We start from the raw sequence: 18,273 nt of genomic DNA, 5'->3' as shown, positions 1-18,273 counted from the left end.
GTTGAAGAGGATGACGATTTGGGTTAAAAACGAAAAGAATGGCGCAACGGAACAAGCAATTCGTGAAAAAGAAATAGCGTTAGGTGTCACTTTACCATTTGAATACAAACAGCTTTTATCAGAGCAAAATGGTGGATTGATTCGCAAAAATCATTTTAAGACGACGGAACCGACTTCTTATGGGCTGGATTTTGGTGAAATCTATTATCTGGCTAGTTTGGATGAAATTTTAACGGATATTCCGGAACAAAAGGATGTTGATCTCGCAGGGAAGCAAGTTTATTTCCACCGGGATGAATCGCGTTATCTTGGTTTTTCCTATATAGATATTACGACCGAACCCAGTATTATTTATGTTGATTTTGAAACGTTACAAACACTTATTGTTGCTGAAACGTTTGCTACATTTATAGAGGAATTGTACTTTAGTCCCTTTCCTACCGATTTCGCGGAACAATTTCCGATAAAAAAATTAAATCAAATTCTCGCTTCCAGCAATGTGCAAAAAACAAAACAATTACTGGAACTATTAGAAGATTATCCAGATAAAAAGTGGTATTTAGAGACGCTTTTAGGATTACTTGAAAAACGAGAAATCCCGTATAATTTAGTTGTCTATAGTTTGTTTGAGAATCAATTGCTTTATTTCCGGAGAAAACTCCCGCCTGAACTTGTGGAGCAAATTTTCGTCCGACTTGAAGCATGTGATGGAATAAATAAAGCGACTCTGGCCGAATTATATAAGGAATGGAAATAAGGAGGAATTCAATTGGTAAAAGTAGTTTTTGTCTGTTTAGGGAATATTTGTCGTTCACCAATGGCTGAGGGGTTATTTCGGAAAGAAGTTGCAGAAGCTGGGTTAACGGATGAAATAAAAATTGATTCTGCTGCAACTGGTACTTGGAATTTAGGGAAACCGCCACACCGCGGGACGCAAGCAGTGTTGAAAAAGCATGGTGTTGATTATCAAGAGATGCGAGCTCGAAAAATTTCTGATGTTGATTTTAACGAAGCTGATTTTATTATCGGGATGGATCAGCAAAATTTAGCAGATTTAAATTCACTTAATAATAATCCAGATGTCATCGTTCGCTCGCTTATGTCCTTTGTGCCTGGTCAAGAGGATAAAGATATTCCAGACCCATATTATACAGGGGATTTTGATGAAACCGAACGCATGGTAACTGAGGGAGTAAAGGCCCTTTTAGCCTATATCACAAAAAAATAGTCTGTTTTTAGCCCTAATATGTTTAAAGACTGACCTCACGGGAATATATAAGAGTACAATCAAAAGTGCAGAAAGAGGTTTTTATACATGTTAGGAATTATTTGGGGAATAATCGTAGTTTTATTAGCAGTGTGGTTACTTGGAATTATTTTCCATATTGCGGGTGGATTAATTAATATCTTGTTAGTAATCGTTTTAATACTCGTTATTTGGAACTTAATTCAAATGGCTAGAAATAAACGGAAATAACCGAAAAAGAACGGTACGGCGCATTAAGATAATGCGCCGTACCGTTCTTTTATTTTTGATTTAAATGTTGTTTTTCTAAAAATGCTTTTAAGTCTAGACGGCTTGTTCTTCCAAGCCCACGTGCAATTTGTTCGGACCAACCTTCTACTCGTTTTCCTGCTGTTCTTTCGTCGTAGTAATTTTTTATTTGTTCATCATATTCAGTTAGAATAGTTGGGTTCATTTTTTGGTAACTGTTTTCGTGGTATACCAAATCTTGAGGCAATCTCGGTTTCGCTTTTTCTTTGTTAGCAACCGGATAACCAATTGTTAAGCCGAATAATGGCATCGTATATGGTGGTAAATCAAGTATTTCCGCGATTTGTTCGACATCGTTACGAATCCCGCCAATAAAGCAAATGCCAAGTCCTAATGATTCTGCGGCAACGGCCATATTTTGTGCAGCAAGTGCGGCATCAATCACAGAAACAAGCCATTTTTCTGACGTTTCCAGTGCAGTTGTATCCACTTGATGTTCTTCTAAGATAGCGTGATGACGAGCTAAATCAGCAACGAAAATAAATAGTTGACCGGTTTGTACTGTATATGGTTGATTTCCTGCAATTGCTGAGATTTGTTCCCGAATAGCTTTATCTGTTATTCCGATGATGGAGTATGCTTGAACAAAACTGGATGTAGATGCGGCTTGTGCACTCTTGATAAGTAAGGTCAACGCTTCTTCCGTTAAGTCCTTGTCTTCAAATTTTCGCACTGAGTAATGTCCTAGAATGGCATCTATCGCCTGATTCATCCTAACTCCCCCTTAGTCTTGAAAAATTTTTCGATCGTAATTCGGTTCTTGTAAAAGTGCGCCAAAATTCTGCTGACGTAACGCTTCATAAGCTAAAATTGCCGCTGTGTTCGATAAATTCAACGAGCGAATGTGATCTGTCATCGGGATACGCAAACAATTTTCTTCATTCTCTTGTAAAAGCGCATCTGGCAATCCGGTCGTTTCTTTTCCAAAAACGAAGAAATAATCTTTGTTGGGGTCGCTATAATCGATATCACTATAAACATGACGACCAAATTTGGTAATGTAATAAAATTCTCCGCCTTCATTTTTCTTGAAGAATTCATCTAAAGAATCGTAGTAAGAAAGTTTCACGTTATCCCAGTAATCGAGTCCAGCACGTTTTAACATTTTATCATCTGTTGAAAAACCAAGTGGACGGATTAAATGTAAGTAAGTGTCTGTTCCGGCACATGTTCTGGAGATATTTCCGGTATTCGCTGGGATTTCTGGTTGGTACAGTACGATATGGTTTGGCATTTCTTTTCACCTGGTTTCTATTAATTTGGTATAGCAGTTAATTCTTGTAATACTTGTTCATCTTGTTCGGTTTGAAGTGCTTGCTCGACGGCTTTTTCGGCATCGCTTCCACCGATTTTTCTTAGCGCCCAGCCAGCCGTTCCTCGAATGACTGGTCTTGGATCGTTTTGTAAACAGTCAATTAAGTCTGGTACAGCTGTTTTATCTTTATACCGCGCTAGAATGATGATGGCATTTCGCTGAATGGGCTTCTTCCCACGCCACGAACCCGCCATATCACCAAATTGTTCTTTAAAAGCGCGATTGGAAATGTGTAGTAATGGTTTTAATTCTGGTCGAACAAGCTCTGGATCCGGCTCCATTTCATCATGAAAGTGGAAATCATGCCCACGATTATACGGACAAACTACCTGACAAGTATCACAACCATACAAACGATTATGCAACACTTCGCGATATTTTTCATCTAGAAAGTCTTTTGTTTGCGTCAAATAACTTAAACATATTTTCGGATTCATTTTCCCTTCACCCAGCAAGGAACCTGTCGGGCAGGCTTTCACACATTGGTTGCAACTGCCACACAAGTCGCTAGCAGGCGTATCTGGTTCGAATGGTATATTGGTTATCATTTCGCCTAAATAGACCCACGAGCCGTATTCTGGCGTTATGAGCAGCGTGTTTTTCCCGCGCCAGCCAATGCCCGCTCGTTCTGCTACAGCTACATCTGATAATTCCCCAGTATCCACCATTGATTTCATTCGTACATCTGGCAAACGTTCACTTAAAAAAGTTTCGAGTAGCGCTAATTTTTCTCGTAAAACGGTATGATAATCAATTCCCCACGAAGCTCTGGCAAATACACCTCGTCTAGCTCCTTTTTTACTTACAGGTGCTTCTTTTAATTTAGATGGATAAGCAAGTGCAATGGCGATAATCGACTGCGGTTCCTTGAAAATAAGCTCAGGATAAACCCGTTCATCTATTACCGGATGCTCAAATCCTGTAAAAAGATCCAGCGCTTCCGCTTCTAGTAATCGTTCTTTTAAAAATAAAAAAGGGTCTGCTGTTGTGAAACCAATTTTTTGAATACCTATTTCATGCGCATAAGCAATGAGTTCTTCTTTCAATGCGGCATAATCTGATGTCGACTTCACTATCATCATCCCCTCTCTCCTTATTTTCAGGCAATAAAATAAACGCAATGCTTCGCTTAAAAAGGTCGAAACACTGCGTTGATAACAGGATTTATAAAAAAATATAAAGCGGGTGATGGGAATCGAACCCACGACAACAGCTTGGAAGGCTGTAGTTTTACCACTAAACTACACCCGCATAGTAAGTAGTTCTTAGTGTTTTAACAACTTTTATATAATACCATTCTATGTATGTTTTGACAAGGCTTTTTCTGGAATTTCTTTATAAAAAATAAATATCTCGTTTATTTCTAAATTTATTCACGTTTTTTTCATATTTGAACTCTAAAATAAAAGGTATTATCTTATGGAAAGAAGTGAAGAATATGAAGAAACGGATACAACATTTAGATTTTTATTTTGTTGGAATTATTGTTATTGCCATCTTTTTTAATTTTTATGGTATTTGGAATGATGATACGGTAAATCCTTATTATACAGCTGCTGTGACAAGTATGGTGCAAAATTTTCATAATTTTTTCTACGGAGCTTTTGATCCTGCTGGTTTTATTACAGTAGATAAGCCACCTGTTGCACTTTGGTTGCAAGCGATCAGTGCCCTCATTTTCGGCGTACATGGTTGGAGTGTTATCTTACCACAAGCGTTGGCTGGTGTTGGTTCGGTGATTTTGCTTTATGTGCTCGTCAAACCTATATTTGGCGCATGGGCTGCAAGAATTACTGCTTTAATTATGGCGCTGACTCCTATTGCGGTAGCCGTGACGCGTACTAATAATATGGATGCTATTCTTGTATTTGTGTTATTACTAGCAACCTTTTTCCTTTTTAAAGCTGTTCATCGTGCAAAAATCGGCTGGCTTTTACTTTCTTTTGCGTTGATTGGTGTCGGTTTTAATGTAAAAATGCTCCAAGCTTTCATGGTCGTACCCGCATTTTTGCTCTTCTATTTTATTGCTACAAAACTAAGTTGGAGAAAAAAGCTAGTTCAATTAGTAATCGCACTTGTCTTAATGCTAGGTGTCTCTGTTTCTTGGGCAGTCGTAGTTGACCAAACAGCTACTTCAGAGCGACCTTATATCGGTAGTAGTCAAACCAATTCGGTGCTTGAGTTGGCATTTGGCTATAATGGTATGGAACGGCTTCTTGGTCAAGAAACTGGAACAGGCAGTACCGGGAATATGGAAATGGGGACTCCTCCTAGCACTAACTCAACAGATTCAAGTAGCACAACCCCACCGACTCCTCCAAGTGGAAGTATGCAGGACGGCGCTAACGGCGGAACTCCTCCTCAAGGAAATAATGGCGCTCCCCCAACTGGAGCTCCAGGTAATGCGGCAAACGGCGGCGGAAATGGATCAAAAATGACTGGTAGCACAGGCATGTTTGGAACAGGGAACGCTGGACCGCTTCGTCTATTCCAAACCGCACTTGGTGATCAAATTAGTTGGTTCTTACCACTTGCTATTATCGGTATGCTAGCCATTTTCCTGGCGTATCGAAATGAAAATAAACGAATTTACCAATTGACCTCCAAACAAAAGGAAATGGTTTTCTGGGCAGCTTGGCTTATCCCTGTCGCCGGATTCTTTAGTATTGCTGGCTTTTTCCATCATTATTATTTGATTATGCTAGCTCCACCAATTGCTGTACTTAGTGGCGTAGGTCTAGTGGCGCTCTTCCGGTTATACCAAGACAAAGAGAATTGGCAAAGGTTCCTGCTACCTGCTGCTGTTACGCTAACTGGAGGTCTTCAAGCATTCTTTGTTGCTGCTTACTTGCCTGTTTTAGCGGTAGTTATTGGTATTGCTGCACTGATTACGTCTATTATCTTAATTGTATTTAGACCACAACCTTCCAAACTCACCGCAAAGATAACAGCGCTCGCTTTAGCGATTTTGCTCATTGCTCCAACATATTGGTCTTTAACACCTATTTTATATGGTGGGAATAGTTCCTTACCTGAAGCTGGACCACAATTAAAACAATCCAGTGGTGGTGGATTCGCCGATGCATCTGTTGATAGTGATTTAATTAGCTATTTACAGAAAAACAATACTGGGGAAACCTACTTATTTGGGACAACAGATGCAACAACAGCAGGTCCTTATATTATTAAAACGAAAGAAGCTGTTATGGCGCTTGGTGGTTTCAATGGAACAGATCCAACTCTAACTGTAAAACAATTAAAACAAATGATTCAAGCCGGTGAAATAAAATATTTCTATCTCCCATCAAATAGTAAAGCTTCTGACTCAGATGTGGTAAAATGGATTCAAGAAAACGGTACAGAAATTGATAGTTCGAAGTGGAGTAGCTCCGGTTCTACGGATGATGACACTACTTCTAGTGCTTCTTTTAATATGCAAGGTGGCGCTCAAGGAATGAATGGCACTGGTACAGGAACACTATATCAATTAAAATAAAGAAGAAATGTTAAAATCCTGGTTGAAATACTAGGATTTTAACTATATTCAAGCTGTTTTATTAGCGCTTTATCATTTTGATGTGAGAAAATAAGTATGTTGTTAAAGACTACTGGAGGCTTGCTTATGACATTTTGGCAGGATATGATGAATTTCTTTTCTTATGATAATTTAATGTACTGGCTAAGTGAATATCGGAATTTAGGTCCACTTTTAGCTTTTCTCTTACCTTTTATTGAAGCGTTTTTACCATTTTTACCATTTATTGTATTCGTTGTAGTGAACGTAAATGCATACGGACTACTTGGTGGTTTTTTAATTTCGGTGACAGCAGCAATTGCGGGTAGTTTATGCGTATTCTTGTTAGCACGGAAATTTGGTCAAACTCGTTTTTTACGTTTTATTTCGGGTCACAAACAAATTAAACGAGTAATGGAATGGATTGATAGACATGGTTTTAGTCCGATTTTCATTTTACTTGTAATGCCATTTACCCCATCTTCGGCGGTAAATATTGTTGCAGGTCTCTCTAAAATAAAAGTATATCAATTTATATTAGCGCTTGTAGGTGGCAAACTAATCAAAGTCTTCGCCATTAGCTATATTGGCTATGACTTTGTCGACTTGATTCACCAGCCGCTCAAACTGGCTATATTAGCTGTTTCTGTCGTTATTTTATGGTTTGTTGGAAAACGGCTGGAACGTTGGATGTCAGGAAAGAATCTCAAATAAAAAAGAAAGCACGCGGAATGCGTGCTTTCTTTTTTTAATAAAGTAAATCTAAAAATTCATCTTTCGTGATGTTACCAAAATATTCTTTTACGTCTATATCTTCTAACGCCTCAGCCAAAGCTTCACGTTTATAAGTAGTATTAACTAATTTCTCCTCAATATCCGCCACATTTTTCACGCCGAAGAAATCTCCGAAAATCTTGATATCTGTAATAATCCCTTTTTGTACATTTAAGCGAACATCGACGGCTCCTACTGGGAAACGTTTTGTACGTGTTAAATCGAATTTTGGTGATTTTCCGTAATTCCAATCCCAGTTGCCATAACGTTTAGCAGATATTTCGCGGATTTTTTCCCAATCTGCAGCAGTTAATTTATATTCTTTTACGTCTTCTACTTTTTCAACATTGAAAATATAAAGTAATAGCAAATCGCGGAACTCTTCCGTTGTCATTTCTTGATCCATGAAATCAGAAATATTTGCTACACGACTACGAACAGATTTAATACCTTTTGATTCGATTTTATCTTTACGTGGTTTTAGCGATGCAGCAACGTTATCTAGGTTCAAATCATACATCAATGTGCCGTGTGAGAACATTTTCCCTTTGGTTGCAAATTGTGCATTACCGGAAACTTTGAAGCCATCAATCAATAAATCATTGCGCCCTTTTAGTTCCGCATTGACGCCTAAACGTTTCAGCGCTTCCACAATCGGTTGTGTGAATTTCGCAAAATTATGGAAAGACTCGCCATCATCTTCTGTAATAAAACTGAAATTCAAGTTTCCTTCATCATGATAAACTGCGCCACCACCAGAAAGTCTGCGCACAACGATGACATCATTTTTCTCCACATACTCTGTATCAATTTCTTCTACTGTATTTTGGTTGCGCCCAATGATAATCGATGGCTTATTAATATAAAATAACAGCACAGGCTCATCCAGATTTAATTCTGTTAAAATAAATTCCTCCACCGCTAAATTAATACGTGGATCTTTCTCATTATTGTTATCTATAAAATACATACTCCTACCCCTTTTCTTCTATATTAAAATGTTTTCGTGAATCCTTTGGAAGCGAGCGCAATTTCTCCTTTGTAAATAGCTGCTGCTTCTTGTTTTAGAACTTCTAAATCGCCAACTTCGGGTAAATGACTAAGGAGTAATGATTTCACATTGGCTTCTTTGGCAATTTTTGCAACTTCTGTACTTGCCATATGCACTTTTGTTTTTCCAGCTAGGTCATGGAAAAAATTGGTGTCTGTTACTAATAAATCGGCACTCTCTGCAAAAGGAATAAAGCTATCTTGATAAGCGCTATCTGCGGTGTATACGAAAACTTTGCCAGCCGCTTCTATTCTCATTGCATAGCAAGGTACCGGATGAATCGTTTTTAAGAAAGTTACTTTAAACGGTCCTATTTCCAGTGTATCGTCTGCTTTATATTCGATTGCCTTTGTTACATTCGCCATTTCTAAATAAGAATAGCCACGTTCATCTTCTTTATGCCCATAAATCGGCAAGACTGGCGGTTTTTCCTTTTTTTGTGATAATAGACGAATGTGCTGCAAAATTCCTACGTCTGCTACATGATCTGGATGGTAATGAGAAATTATTGCCGCATCAATGTCATCAGGATCAATATAGTTTTGCATAATAGAAACAGCACTTGCTCCAACATCAATTAAAAGCTTAAATCCAGCTTCTTCCAGCAAATAACTAGATGTTCCTTCATTCGCTACCGGATAGCCACCCCAATGTCCAAAAACGGTTAGTTTCATCACTGCACTTCCTTTCTCAAAGTAAACCTCCTTTATATGATACAACATTTACAATAAAAGGAGAAATCATTCAGAAAAAAGACAGCTTAGAAAATCCGCTGTCTTTTTTTCCTCATTATTTACTAGGGAAATATTTATTCTCTAGTTCTTTTGTTAATTTTTCTGTTTTTTCTAGCTCACCAACGGCAACAAAGCGTTTCGTTGTTTCGGTTGGTTTATCACATGTAATAAGTGTAATTCTAGCGTCTTTCGTATCGTCAATCACACTTACTTCTGTTTCATCAATCGTTTTTGTTTCCGTAACAGTATATTCGTATAAATTCTCAAGATCTGTTAGATAAATCTTGTCGCCTTTTTTGACTTTCATGATAGGACCAAACAACATAGATTCATCACGCATATGGTGACCTGCCAGCGGATAGTTACCTTTACCCATGACTTGATCAGAACGCATGGTTGTTGCACCCGCCAATAAATTAGCCGTATTTGTTCCTTTGAAAACTAATAGATTCACGTCTACGGATGGAACTGCGATAGAACCAATAACCGCATCTTTGTCATAATTGGCTGCTCCTTTAATAACAGATGTCATAGACGGAAGCTGCACACTTTCAAAATCAAATGTAGCGTCTTTTTCATTATTTTTCTTTATATCTGATGCGTTATATTGTTCGATTGTTTCATGACCGCTCATGTATTTCACGATGCCGTTTTTGATGAATGGGGAAAAAATTAATAGTAGCCCGATGATTAAAATTATTATTGCAATTGTTTTCTTTAACATATGATTCCTCCTTGTAACTATTTCATTATATAGTAGCTCCTCTTACGAAGCAAAGAAAATCAGTGACTAAGTAGAACTATTTTCCCTACCTGTGACAAAATTGTAAAATTACTCCCAAATATCAGCCAGAATCCGACTTTTTCGTTGAGCTGAAAGATATGGGCTGCCTTTAACAGTAAATCTAAGTGGGAAATGGGTTGCAATTCCTTTGTTTGGCACCCCTATTCGATTAGTTGCTTCTATTAAATGCGGCGTTTTTGCCTCTTCTAACCAAATGTTACTATCAAAAAGAGTTTTCCCGTAATCTTGCATACTTAATCCTAAAGCTTGCGTTAATTTTCCAGGGCCATTAGTAAGTTCGTAACCCGTTTTCCCGCCACGGTTTTGTTCCATTAGATGTTTTGCTTGTTCTTCAGGTTCGATGGCTCGTATTAAAATGGCTTCTGGGATTCCTTCTGGCATGGTTATAAAATTAAGCAACACTTGGCGGTGCATTTGGTACATGTAGATTCTTCCTGGAGATGAAAACATGACTTCCGTTCGTTTCGTTCGGAGGTTTTGAAAACTATGTGCCGCCATATCTGTTGCCCCGAGGTACGCTTCTGTTTCCACTATTAGTCCGGAAAGCTTCCCATTAGTTGTTTGATGTACTAGGCGCATACCAAGAATATCTCTCGCTAATTCGATGGTCGTCTTATTTTCAAAAAATGCGTTCGTAATAATCGTATCCATTTCATACCTCAATGTTTTTCTTTTTATTCTAGCAGAATTCTATTCCAAATGGTTCTTTTTTGACTAGTTATATCAGCCTATTTCCCCTAAAATCCTACTTCAGACGTATACGTTATAACTTGCCTTTTATTAATCTTGTGTTAGAATTATGTTAAAGTGGGTGCTGTATGAAGATGTTTCTTGTTACATAGTACAGCTTCTTTTTTTCATTTCAAAATAACAAATAAAACGAGTAAATAGTGTGTAGGAGAGGTGTTTCATGAAGGATTGGAAAATAAAAATCCAAACGTTTTTAAGCAAGAATTATGGATTTTTTGTTCTAGCCGTCATTCTTTATTGGCTAAAAACGTATATTGCATATCAACTTGAATTTAAACTTGGCATAGAAAATCTGATGCAGCAAATTTTGCTGTTCATTAATCCATTAAGTGGGGCCATTTTCTTTATGGGTCTTGCGCTCTTTGCTAAGGGACGTCGTTCATTCATTTGGATTATTGTCATTGACTTTTTAATGAGTTTTATTCTTTACGCAAATATTGTATATTATAGATTCTTTAGTGATTTCATTACGCTTCCGAATCTTAACGCAAAACAAATGCAAAACATGGGCGACATGGGAAGTAGTATCACAGCGTTACTCAGCTGGCACGATATTATTTACTTCGCGGATATTATCATTTTAATTGCACTACTTGCTTTCCGCTTTGTAAAACCAAACAAAACAGCCCGTATTCGTGCAAGAAAAGTAGTTGGGGTTCTGACGCTTGGTATCGCAATGTTCTTTGGTAACTTGGGACTTGCAGAAATTGATCGTCCACAACTGCTAACAAGAACATTTGATAGAAATTATATTGTTAAATATCTTGGTATGACTAACTACCAAATCTATGATGCAGTGAAAAGTACTGAGTCATCTACACAGCGTGCACTTGCTGATAGTAGTGATGTTACAGAAGTACTTAACTACACTAAATCAAAATATGCCGCGCCAAATCCGGAATATTTCGGTAAAGCAAAAGGCAAAAACGTCATTTATATCCACTTAGAGAGTTTCCAACAATTCCTAGTGAATTATAAATTAAATGGAGAAGAAGTAACACCGTTTATTAACTCTTTCTTTAAAGACCAAAATACACTAAGTTTTACAAACTTCTTCCACCAAACAGGTCAAGGTAAAACAGCTGACTCTGAAATGTTACTTGAGAACTCGCTTTATGGCTTGCCTCAAGGTTCTGCCTTTACTACTAAAGGGCAAAACACCTATGAATCTGCATCTGCTATTTTAGGCCAACAAGGCTATACAAGTGCTGTATTCCATGGTAACTATAAGAGCTTCTGGAATCGTGATGAAATTTATAAACAATTTGGTTACGATAATTTCTTTGATGCTAGTTACTACGATATGAACGAAGCAGATGTTTCTAACTACGGACTTAAAGATAAACCATTCTTTAAGGAATCCGAAGAATATCTATCGTCATTACAACAACCGTTCTACACGAAATTTATTACGCTTACGAACCACTTCCCTTATCCAATTGATGAGAAAGATGCTTCGATTGCTCCGGCAACAACAGGCGATTCATCTGTAGATACGTATTTCCAAACAGCTCGTTATTTAGACGAATCTGTGAAGAGCTTTGTTGATTACTTGAAGAAAACTGGTCTTTACGATAACTCTGTGATTATCATGTACGGTGACCATTATGGTATTTCCGACAACCATGAAGAAGCAATGACAAAAATTCTTGGTAAAGATTACAACACTTTTGAAAATGCCCAAGCGCAACGTGTTCCTTTAATGATTCACGTTCCTGGTGTTCAAGGTGGCGTTCAAGAACAATACGGTGGTCAAGTTGACTTACTTCCGACATTACTTCACTTACTTGGTGTTGATAATAAAGAGTACTTGCAATTTGGTACAGATTTACTTTCTAAAGATCACAAACAACTTGTTCCATTCCGAAATGGTGATTATATAACTCCTACCTATTCAATGATTGGTGGTAACATGTATAATCAACAAACTGGTGAACCAATTGCTACGGAAACAAAAGAAATGAAAGAAACAAAAGAAAAAGTAGCAAAAGAATTAGAGCTTTCAGATTCTGTACTACAAGGTGACTTGTTACGTTTCTATGCTCCTGATGGTTTCAAAAAAGTGGATCCAAGTAAATACAATTACAATAAGAAAAAATCAACTGATTCATCCGATAAATAAAAAAAAAGAGTCCAGAATATCTGGACTCTTTTTTTTATTTGCCTAAACCTCGCATAATATACGCCACCGTGTCATCAATTTCTTTTGCGTCATCCCACTCCACATCAGGCATAACGACAAACCTAGTTAGCATAAAACCGACAATATTCGTGATAAGGGCGCGCATAATCGTACTGTTCGGCATATCAACAATCTCCCCGCGCTCTTTATAATAATCAATCATTTGATCAAATTGTCCTTTAACGTGCGTCATAAAAATTTCTGAAAACTGCACTCTTAGTTCATCGTGATAAAACAGTTCCATAAAATAAATTTTGATGACCTTACCATTCTCTTTGGCAAAATCAAAGCGATTAACGATGATTTCCCGAATGAATGACTGAAAATCTGGATACTCACTTTCAAACACTTCTTTGACAAAGCTTTGTGCTAAAAATGGTATCACACCACCGATAAGCGTTGGCATGGTAATCGCCATTAGTAAATCTTTTTTCGTTTTATAGTGTCTAAAAATGGTGCCTTCTGCGACCCCTGCTTTTTTAGCAATTTCATTCGTTGAAGTTCCGGCATAGCCTTTTTCTGCAAACAGTTCGATGGAAGCAGCAACAATTCGGCGCTGCTTTTCACTCATTTTTGTTTCTTTTTCCGTTAAATCAAGCATTTGACGGATAATGTCTCCTTCTGCATCCACGTCATATCTCCTCCTGTCTCACTTAAACTTTACGATATTTTTTCAAAGCAAAAATATTTAATATAACAAATACGAGCACAAATCCTAGTAAAATGTAGAAATCAGTTGCAAATGAAGCGAATCCTTCTCCTTTTACCATGATGGATGTTAGGGCATTTGCGCCGTAGTAAAGCGGCATAATATGGGCAATCCACACGAGCCAATCTGCCATCCCATCGAGCGGGAAAATCCCACAAAATAAGACTTGTGGCACGATAATGATAGGAATAAATTGAACGATTTGAAATTCATTATTTGCAAAAGTAGAAAGTAAAATTCCTAGCGCTAGAGAAACCATGCCGAGTGTTAATGTAATTAGTAATACATAGAATAAGGAGCCGTTTTGCATCATGCCAAGTACTTGGATGGAGAAAACTGCGACTAAGATAGACTGTAGTAACGCAAAAATACCAAAACCTATTAAATACCCTAATTCAAGTTCGATACGTTTAATTGGGGTTGCCATGAGTCGTTCAAGCGTACCTGTTGTTCGTTCTCTCAAGAAAGAAATACCGGCAATCAGAAATACGAAGAAGAATACGAAAAAGCCAATGAAAATCGGGCTAATTGTGTCGAAAAAGCTAGTATCTTTATCGCCGTAAACGTAATCAGTTGAGATACTAAGTTTTTCTGGACTTTCGGTAAGTGATGGAATGCTGTTTGGATCAATTCCAGCTTTAGCTAAAGCTTCTCCTGTTGCCTTTGCTTGGTTCTTTGCTTGTACTTGTTGCTCGGTCATCAATGCTTTTTGTAGTTTTAATCCGATTTCTTTACTCAAGCTTGGTTCACTATTTTCATAGGTGACTTCAAGTTTTTCACCGTTTTGTTTGAAAAAAGCGTCGAGATTGGCATCTTTAATTTTAGCAGTTACATCGGTATTTTCCGAGTAAGTTTTGATGGTTAAATCGTTTGCTTTCAGTTCTTTTACCATGGAATCAGAAAGGCCGCTTACACCAACAACTGGCTTCACTGTGTCACCTTCGAATAAATAAGTGAGCAGCGTAATAAGTAATAGTGGCGCAAGAAACATTAGGGCAAGCGTCCGTTTATCACGGCGAAATTGGTTAATGATGCGTTTGACGATGGCAAGTATTCGCATTAGTGCTTCCCTCCAAACTCTAAAAAGGCATCTTCTAGCTTGCCAGATGACGTTTTGCTTGAGAGCTCTTGTGGGGTCCCTACAGCGATTATTTCCCCATTTCTTATCATGGCAAGTCTATCGCATTTTTCGGCTTCATCCATCACGTGTGTCGTCACAAGGATACATTTACCGTTCGCTTTTAGATCACCTAGCTCTTCCCAAATCGTTTTTCTTAGTTCTGGATCAATTCCGACTGTCGGCTCATCTAGAATTAGGACATCTGGGTCAGCAAGTACAGAAATGGCCAGAGACAGCCTACGTTTCATCCCTCCTGAATAATTGTTTACCTTTTTAGTTAAATCTTGTTGTAAATTAACTAAAGTGGCAGCATAATTCATTCGGTCTTTTTTGGCTGCACCTTTGATGGAATATAGTGAAGCGAAAAAATCCAAATTTTCTTTGGCTGTTAAATCAGTATAAAGTGCGTCTGATTGAGCCATGTAACCAATTTTGCTAATGACGGGTAAATTAGGCATTACTTTTCCTAACACTTCGGTTGTGCCATTCGTTCCCTTTTCCATCCCAATGATGGTTTTAACGAGTGTTGTTTTCCCCGCACCGGATGGTCCTATTAAGCCAAATATCTCGCCTTTAGCTATTTCAAGAGACATATCCGACAAGATTTGCTTCTTACCAATTTTCACGTCTAGGTTGGTTACATTAATCGCTATTTCTGACATTGCTTTCCCTCCCTTTCCCAAAATGAGTGATTACTCACTTCCCATTGTACTCGGATTTTCTCCAATGTAAAGAAAAAACCGAATGCATCAAGAAGTTTCCTTCTATCTGCATTCGGTTATTTGCGTAAATAAATGTCTGAAATGAGGTGATCAGTGCCTTTATGAAGCACTAAGTCGGCTCGATATTTTGTTTTCTCAATGTTTTCTTTTAAGTTGACCCCGTTGATTGTATCCCAAACCCCGAGCGCAAATGTTTCTGCTTCTTGCTTGCTAATTTTAGTATATGGGTGGAAATAAGAGCTTTCATCTTGGAAAGCTGTTTCGCGAAGCATGAAGAAACGCTCTAAATACCATTTTTTGATATCAGATTCATTGGCATCCATGTAAACGGAGAAATCAAAGAAGTCACTTGGAAACAGGCTCTCATGTTGATCTGCTTGAAGAACATTGATTCCTTCAATAATAACGATATCAGGATTATGAATCACGCGAGTTTCGTCTAAAACATCATAAGTGAAATGCGAATAAAGTGGTATTTCGACATCTTCTTTATTTGCTTTTAAGTCGGTTAAAAACTTGGCAAAACGGTCACGGTCGTAGCTTTCAGGAAAGCCTTTTTTATCCATGATGCCGCGCTCTTCTAGAACTTTGTTAGGGTAAAGAAAGCCGTCTGTCGTTACAAGCTCTACTTGTCTAGTTTTGGAGAACCAGCGATCAAGCATTAATTTGAAAACACGCGCTGTCGTACTTTTCCCAACAGCCACACTTCCTGCTAATGCAATAATAAATGGTGCACGCGATTCTTTCTTCTTCAAGTATTCCATTTTTTCTCCATGAATAAAAATCGCTTCATGGTATTGAATCGCAATTAGTTTTATTAGTGGTAAATAGATTTCAGAGATGTCTTGTAAAGAAATTCGGTCATTTAAACCACGTATTTCTTCCAGTTCCTCTGCAGTTAAAATTTGGTCCTTACTCACTTCCAGCTTGCGCCATTCTTCTCGTGGGAAATGAAAGTAGTGGTTGTAATCATTCATTCAATGTTCCATCCTTTAATTCATTCGTGAAAACGTAAACAGCTTTATTTAAGGATAACGCAAGCTGCATAAATCCGCAAGTAGCGATTTAATATTTACGATAGACATAAACTGATTTTGGTTTTGCTACTTCTTTATAGCTTTCTACTTGTACAGACGGGATGTTCATTTTGAACGGAGAATAATATTCTTGGGTGATGGTTCCTTTTACTGTAAGCCATGTATCGTTTTTCAAATCGGTTTTTTCGGGCATTTGAACGAGCATTCCGAACACACCAGAATCAGCTACACAGTGAATTATTCCAAAGCGGAACAAGAACAAGTTATTATCTTGGGTGACTTCATCATTATAAACAAAACCGGTAAATTCGATTTGTTTGCCAGTAAACTCCCCTGGATAATTATAAAGAATTTCCATCGTCATTAAGTAATTACTATCATTGACTTTAATTGGGTTTTGATCGATGATTTCTGCTTTTTCTTTCGCCATCATTTTTTCATAATCGGTTTCCCCAAAATAGCCACTCGTATCTGGTCTTAAAAATTGATTTTGAGCGTATGGGTCGTCGCCAGCTGCATTGTTTTTCGGGAAATGAAATCCTTTTGCCGAAACAATGGTCGAATCAAGCGTTGCGACGGGAAAAAGAAAACCTGCAATCAAGGCGTAAGAAAGTAAACCATACACCATAATTTTTTTCAAAATGGTATTTTCGCCATCATGGGTGTGCCCCATATGTTCTGTTTTTGCACCAATATCTTCATCGCGAAACACCATAATGAGCTGAATAATCGCAAGTAGAAATGCGGCTATCATCGCAGAAAAAGATAAATAAGCGTACTTCATATTTATATATTTACTGATATCACCAGAAATATGTAACTGCATCAAATAAAAACCAAATCCAAATAAAATAAAAACGCGAAACATACTTTCACCTTCTTTCGGTTAAATAACTAAGGCGTATAAAAAGACAACAATCGTTACACTAGTAACAATTAATAAGACAAATTTTGCTTTAAATGCTCCTAACATCATCATTAGATTTTTAATATCAAGCATTGGGCCGAACACTAAAAATGCAACGATGGATTGTGTGGAGAAAACACTACGGAAAGAAGCGCCAATAAAGGCATCAGCTTCAGAGCAAAGGGACAATACAAAGGCAAGAACCATCATAAGTAAGATGGACAAAATCGGGCCATGACCTATGGAAACAAGTGTGGATGTTTTAATGTATGTTTGCATCGCTGCGGCAATTAATGAGCCAAACACAAGGTATTTACCTACAGAGAAGAATTCATCGACTGCGTGTTGTACGGTATGCCATATTTTTTGACTCAATGTCATTTTTGTATGCGCGTGCTCCTCACCGTGATGGTGGTGCGCATGTCCTTTATGAGCGTCTTCTGTAAGTGCTCCGTCGCTTGTTAGGACTTGGAAATTAGTTGTCGTACTTTCAGAAGGACCACCAGCAAGTGCTAGATTTGTTGCTGGAACGGCCACTTTTTCACTAGCTGCTTCATATTTTAAAAAGCGCTCTTTGAGTCCAGTTCCTTTATAAAAATAAGCGATAATATTTCCGACAACGAGAGCTACTACAAGACTCCCCGCAACACGTAGCAACGGAACTTCCCACGTACTACCAAATGCAACATACGTTGAAAATAATACTACTGGGTTGATAATAGGAGCGGTAAGCATGAAGGCTATACCAGCATGAAGCGGTACCCCTTTTGCCAGTAAATTACGAACGATAGGAACAATTCCACATTCACAGGAAGGGAAAAATACACCGATAAGCGAGCCAACAATGACTGCTAGAAATTTATTTTTGGGGATAACACGGGCAATAAATTGTTCTGATATAAACATTTGAATAAAGCCAGCAATAAATACTCCAATTAATACAAACGGCAGTGCCTCAATCAAAATAGAAATAAAAATGGTATTCATTTGGAGGAATGAATCCGGAAGATGACTAAACATGGGATTCCTTCTTTCTTTACTCTTTTTAATAACTATTTGATTCTAAGCCTATCTTTTGCAGAAATCAAGTAAAAGATA

Annotated in this window: 19 protein-coding genes and 1 tRNA gene; 6 read left to right on the top strand and 14 right to left on the bottom strand. The window is 37.8% G+C overall.

Annotated elements, in window-relative coordinates; genetic code table 11:
• The first annotated feature begins 10 nt into the window (after window positions 1-10).
• The 3 genes from AB2Q86_RS04915 (at window position 11) to AB2Q86_RS04905 (ending at window position 1,477) form a co-directional block, all read left to right on the top strand.
• Window positions 11-757, top strand: a complete 747-nt coding sequence (locus AB2Q86_RS04915; protein ID WP_012581638.1) for an SMI1/KNR4 family protein — start codon at window positions 11-13, stop codon at window positions 755-757.
• A gap of 12 nt (window positions 758-769) precedes the next feature.
• Window positions 770-1,228, top strand: a complete 459-nt coding sequence (locus tag AB2Q86_RS04910) for a low molecular weight protein-tyrosine-phosphatase (protein ID WP_012581639.1) — start codon at window positions 770-772, stop codon at window positions 1,226-1,228.
• An 87-nt stretch (window positions 1,229-1,315) separates the two neighbouring features.
• Window positions 1,316-1,477 (top strand): lmo0937 family membrane protein, encoded by a 162-nt coding sequence (locus tag AB2Q86_RS04905; RefSeq protein ID WP_003722759.1) that lies wholly within the window; start codon window positions 1,316-1,318, stop codon window positions 1,475-1,477.
• A 49-nt stretch (window positions 1,478-1,526) separates the two neighbouring features.
• Here the strand turns inward: AB2Q86_RS04905 and nfsA are convergent, their stop codons facing one another.
• The 4 genes from nfsA to AB2Q86_RS04885 all read right to left on the bottom strand — a co-directional run bounded on the left by nfsA (window position 1,527) and on the right by AB2Q86_RS04885 (window position 4,121).
• Complete coding sequence (gene nfsA / locus AB2Q86_RS04900) at window positions 1,527-2,267, bottom strand: oxygen-insensitive NADPH nitroreductase (protein ID WP_012581640.1); 741 nt, start codon at window positions 2,265-2,267, stop codon at window positions 1,527-1,529.
• A 12-nt stretch (window positions 2,268-2,279) separates the two neighbouring features.
• On the bottom strand, window positions 2,280-2,789 hold the full coding sequence (gene trmL / locus AB2Q86_RS04895; protein ID WP_003729875.1) for a tRNA (uridine(34)/cytosine(34)/5-carboxymethylaminomethyluridine(34)-2'-O)-methyltransferase TrmL: 510 nt from the start codon (window positions 2,787-2,789) through the stop codon (window positions 2,280-2,282).
• Between the two features lie 20 nt (window positions 2,790-2,809).
• Window positions 2,810-3,949 (bottom strand): tRNA epoxyqueuosine(34) reductase QueG, encoded by a 1,140-nt coding sequence (queG, locus tag AB2Q86_RS04890; RefSeq protein WP_003729876.1) that lies wholly within the window; start codon window positions 3,947-3,949, stop codon window positions 2,810-2,812.
• Window positions 3,950-4,050: 101 nt separating this feature from the next.
• Window positions 4,051-4,121: transfer RNA gene (locus AB2Q86_RS04885), tRNA-Gly, on the bottom strand.
• Window positions 4,122-4,308: 187 nt separating this feature from the next.
• Between AB2Q86_RS04885 and AB2Q86_RS04880 the strand changes: the two genes are divergently transcribed.
• Both AB2Q86_RS04880 and AB2Q86_RS04875 read left to right on the top strand, forming a co-directional pair.
• Window positions 4,309-6,366, top strand: coding sequence for a glycosyltransferase family 39 protein (locus AB2Q86_RS04880; RefSeq protein WP_014589031.1), 2,058 nt, complete (start codon window positions 4,309-4,311; stop codon window positions 6,364-6,366).
• 126 nt (window positions 6,367-6,492) lie between these two features.
• Window positions 6,493-7,098, top strand: coding sequence for a TVP38/TMEM64 family protein (locus tag AB2Q86_RS04875; RefSeq protein WP_003729878.1), 606 nt, complete (start codon window positions 6,493-6,495; stop codon window positions 7,096-7,098).
• A gap of 34 nt (window positions 7,099-7,132) precedes the next feature.
• Here AB2Q86_RS04875 and lplA1 read toward each other — a convergent pair whose 3' ends face one another.
• The 4 genes from lplA1 to AB2Q86_RS04855 all read right to left on the bottom strand — a co-directional run bounded on the left by lplA1 (window position 7,133) and on the right by AB2Q86_RS04855 (window position 10,399).
• Window positions 7,133-8,128, bottom strand: coding sequence for a lipoate protein ligase LplA1 (lplA1, locus tag AB2Q86_RS04870; protein WP_003729879.1), 996 nt, complete (start codon window positions 8,126-8,128; stop codon window positions 7,133-7,135).
• Between the two features lie 23 nt (window positions 8,129-8,151).
• On the bottom strand, window positions 8,152-8,883 hold the full coding sequence (locus tag AB2Q86_RS04865) for an MBL fold metallo-hydrolase (RefSeq protein ID WP_012581643.1): 732 nt from the start codon (window positions 8,881-8,883) through the stop codon (window positions 8,152-8,154).
• A 115-nt stretch (window positions 8,884-8,998) separates the two neighbouring features.
• The gene (locus AB2Q86_RS04860; RefSeq protein WP_003736109.1) at window positions 8,999-9,667 is read right to left on the bottom strand and encodes a class A sortase; all 669 of its coding nucleotides are present in this window, start codon (window positions 9,665-9,667) and stop codon (window positions 8,999-9,001) included.
• 108 nt (window positions 9,668-9,775) lie between these two features.
• Complete coding sequence (locus AB2Q86_RS04855) at window positions 9,776-10,399, bottom strand: DNA-3-methyladenine glycosylase (protein ID WP_012581644.1); 624 nt, start codon at window positions 10,397-10,399, stop codon at window positions 9,776-9,778.
• Between the two features lie 259 nt (window positions 10,400-10,658).
• Here AB2Q86_RS04855 and ltaS point away from each other — a divergent pair, with 259 nt between their 5' ends.
• On the top strand, window positions 10,659-12,620 hold the full coding sequence (ltaS, locus tag AB2Q86_RS04850) for a lipoteichoic acid synthase LtaS (RefSeq protein WP_003729403.1): 1,962 nt from the start codon (window positions 10,659-10,661) through the stop codon (window positions 12,618-12,620).
• Between the two features lie 34 nt (window positions 12,621-12,654).
• Here ltaS and AB2Q86_RS04845 read toward each other — a convergent pair whose 3' ends face one another.
• The 6 genes from AB2Q86_RS04845 to AB2Q86_RS04820 form a co-directional block, all read right to left on the bottom strand.
• Complete coding sequence (locus tag AB2Q86_RS04845; RefSeq protein ID WP_003738535.1) at window positions 12,655-13,311, bottom strand: TetR/AcrR family transcriptional regulator; 657 nt, start codon at window positions 13,309-13,311, stop codon at window positions 12,655-12,657.
• Between the two features lie 22 nt (window positions 13,312-13,333).
• Window positions 13,334-14,449 carry an ABC transporter permease gene (locus AB2Q86_RS04840; protein ID WP_012581645.1) on the bottom strand — a complete coding sequence of 372 codons (1,116 nt, stop codon included), beginning with the start codon at window positions 14,447-14,449 and terminating at the stop codon, window positions 13,334-13,336.
• Window positions 14,449-15,171: an ABC transporter ATP-binding protein gene (locus AB2Q86_RS04835; RefSeq protein ID WP_012581646.1), complete on the bottom strand. Its 723-nt coding sequence runs from the start codon at window positions 15,169-15,171 to the stop codon at window positions 14,449-14,451. The genes AB2Q86_RS04840 and AB2Q86_RS04835 overlap by 1 nt, the downstream gene beginning before the upstream one ends.
• Window positions 15,172-15,287: 116 nt before the next feature.
• Window positions 15,288-16,208, bottom strand: a complete 921-nt coding sequence (gene coaA, locus AB2Q86_RS04830) for a type I pantothenate kinase (RefSeq protein WP_003729407.1) — start codon at window positions 16,206-16,208, stop codon at window positions 15,288-15,290.
• An 88-nt stretch (window positions 16,209-16,296) separates the two neighbouring features.
• Window positions 16,297-17,136, bottom strand: a complete 840-nt coding sequence (locus AB2Q86_RS04825) for a TIGR03943 family protein (protein ID WP_003724847.1) — start codon at window positions 17,134-17,136, stop codon at window positions 16,297-16,299.
• Window positions 17,137-17,154: 18 nt separating this feature from the next.
• Window positions 17,155-18,195 carry a permease gene (locus AB2Q86_RS04820; protein ID WP_012581647.1) on the bottom strand — a complete coding sequence of 347 codons (1,041 nt, stop codon included), beginning with the start codon at window positions 18,193-18,195 and terminating at the stop codon, window positions 17,155-17,157.
• Between the last annotated feature and the right edge of the window lie 78 nt (window positions 18,196-18,273).

The organism is Listeria monocytogenes (assembly GCF_041765605.1).
Taxonomy (GTDB): Bacteria; Bacillota; Bacilli; order Lactobacillales; family Listeriaceae; genus Listeria; species Listeria monocytogenes_D.
This window is presented reverse-complemented; position numbering and strand designations above follow the sequence as displayed.

What these genes read in the sequence shown, in the direction of transcription:
- AB2Q86_RS04915 (WP_012581638.1), top strand. Translation starts at nt 11, where the DNA reads ATGACGATTTGGGTTAAAAACGAAAAGAATGGCGCAACGGAACAAGCA.
- AB2Q86_RS04905 (WP_003722759.1), top strand. Translation starts at nt 1,316, where the DNA reads ATGTTAGGAATTATTTGGGGAATAATCGTAGTTTTATTAGCAGTGTGG.
- nfsA (WP_012581640.1), bottom strand. Translation starts at nt 2,267, where the DNA reads ATGAATCAGGCGATAGATGCCATTCTAGGACATTACTCAGTGCGAAAA.
- trmL (WP_003729875.1), bottom strand. Translation starts at nt 2,789, where the DNA reads ATGCCAAACCATATCGTACTGTACCAACCAGAAATCCCAGCGAATACC.
- queG (WP_003729876.1), bottom strand. Translation starts at nt 3,949, where the DNA reads ATGATAGTGAAGTCGACATCAGATTATGCCGCATTGAAAGAAGAACTC.
- AB2Q86_RS04880 (WP_014589031.1), top strand. Translation starts at nt 4,309, where the DNA reads ATGAAGAAACGGATACAACATTTAGATTTTTATTTTGTTGGAATTATT.
- AB2Q86_RS04875 (WP_003729878.1), top strand. Translation starts at nt 6,493, where the DNA reads ATGACATTTTGGCAGGATATGATGAATTTCTTTTCTTATGATAATTTA.
- lplA1 (WP_003729879.1), bottom strand. Translation starts at nt 8,128, where the DNA reads ATGTATTTTATAGATAACAATAATGAGAAAGATCCACGTATTAATTTA.
- AB2Q86_RS04865 (WP_012581643.1), bottom strand. Translation starts at nt 8,883, where the DNA reads ATGAAACTAACCGTTTTTGGACATTGGGGTGGCTATCCGGTAGCGAAT.
- AB2Q86_RS04860 (WP_003736109.1), bottom strand. Translation starts at nt 9,667, where the DNA reads ATGTTAAAGAAAACAATTGCAATAATAATTTTAATCATCGGGCTACTA.
- AB2Q86_RS04855 (WP_012581644.1), bottom strand. Translation starts at nt 10,399, where the DNA reads ATGGATACGATTATTACGAACGCATTTTTTGAAAATAAGACGACCATC.
- ltaS (WP_003729403.1), top strand. Translation starts at nt 10,659, where the DNA reads ATGAAGGATTGGAAAATAAAAATCCAAACGTTTTTAAGCAAGAATTAT.
- AB2Q86_RS04840 (WP_012581645.1), bottom strand. Translation starts at nt 14,449, where the DNA reads ATGCGAATACTTGCCATCGTCAAACGCATCATTAACCAATTTCGCCGT.
- AB2Q86_RS04835 (WP_012581646.1), bottom strand. Translation starts at nt 15,171, where the DNA reads ATGTCAGAAATAGCGATTAATGTAACCAACCTAGACGTGAAAATTGGT.
- coaA (WP_003729407.1), bottom strand. Translation starts at nt 16,208, where the DNA reads ATGAATGATTACAACCACTACTTTCATTTCCCACGAGAAGAATGGCGC.
- AB2Q86_RS04825 (WP_003724847.1), bottom strand. Translation starts at nt 17,136, where the DNA reads ATGTTTCGCGTTTTTATTTTATTTGGATTTGGTTTTTATTTGATGCAG.
- AB2Q86_RS04820 (WP_012581647.1), bottom strand. Translation starts at nt 18,195, where the DNA reads ATGTTTAGTCATCTTCCGGATTCATTCCTCCAAATGAATACCATTTTT.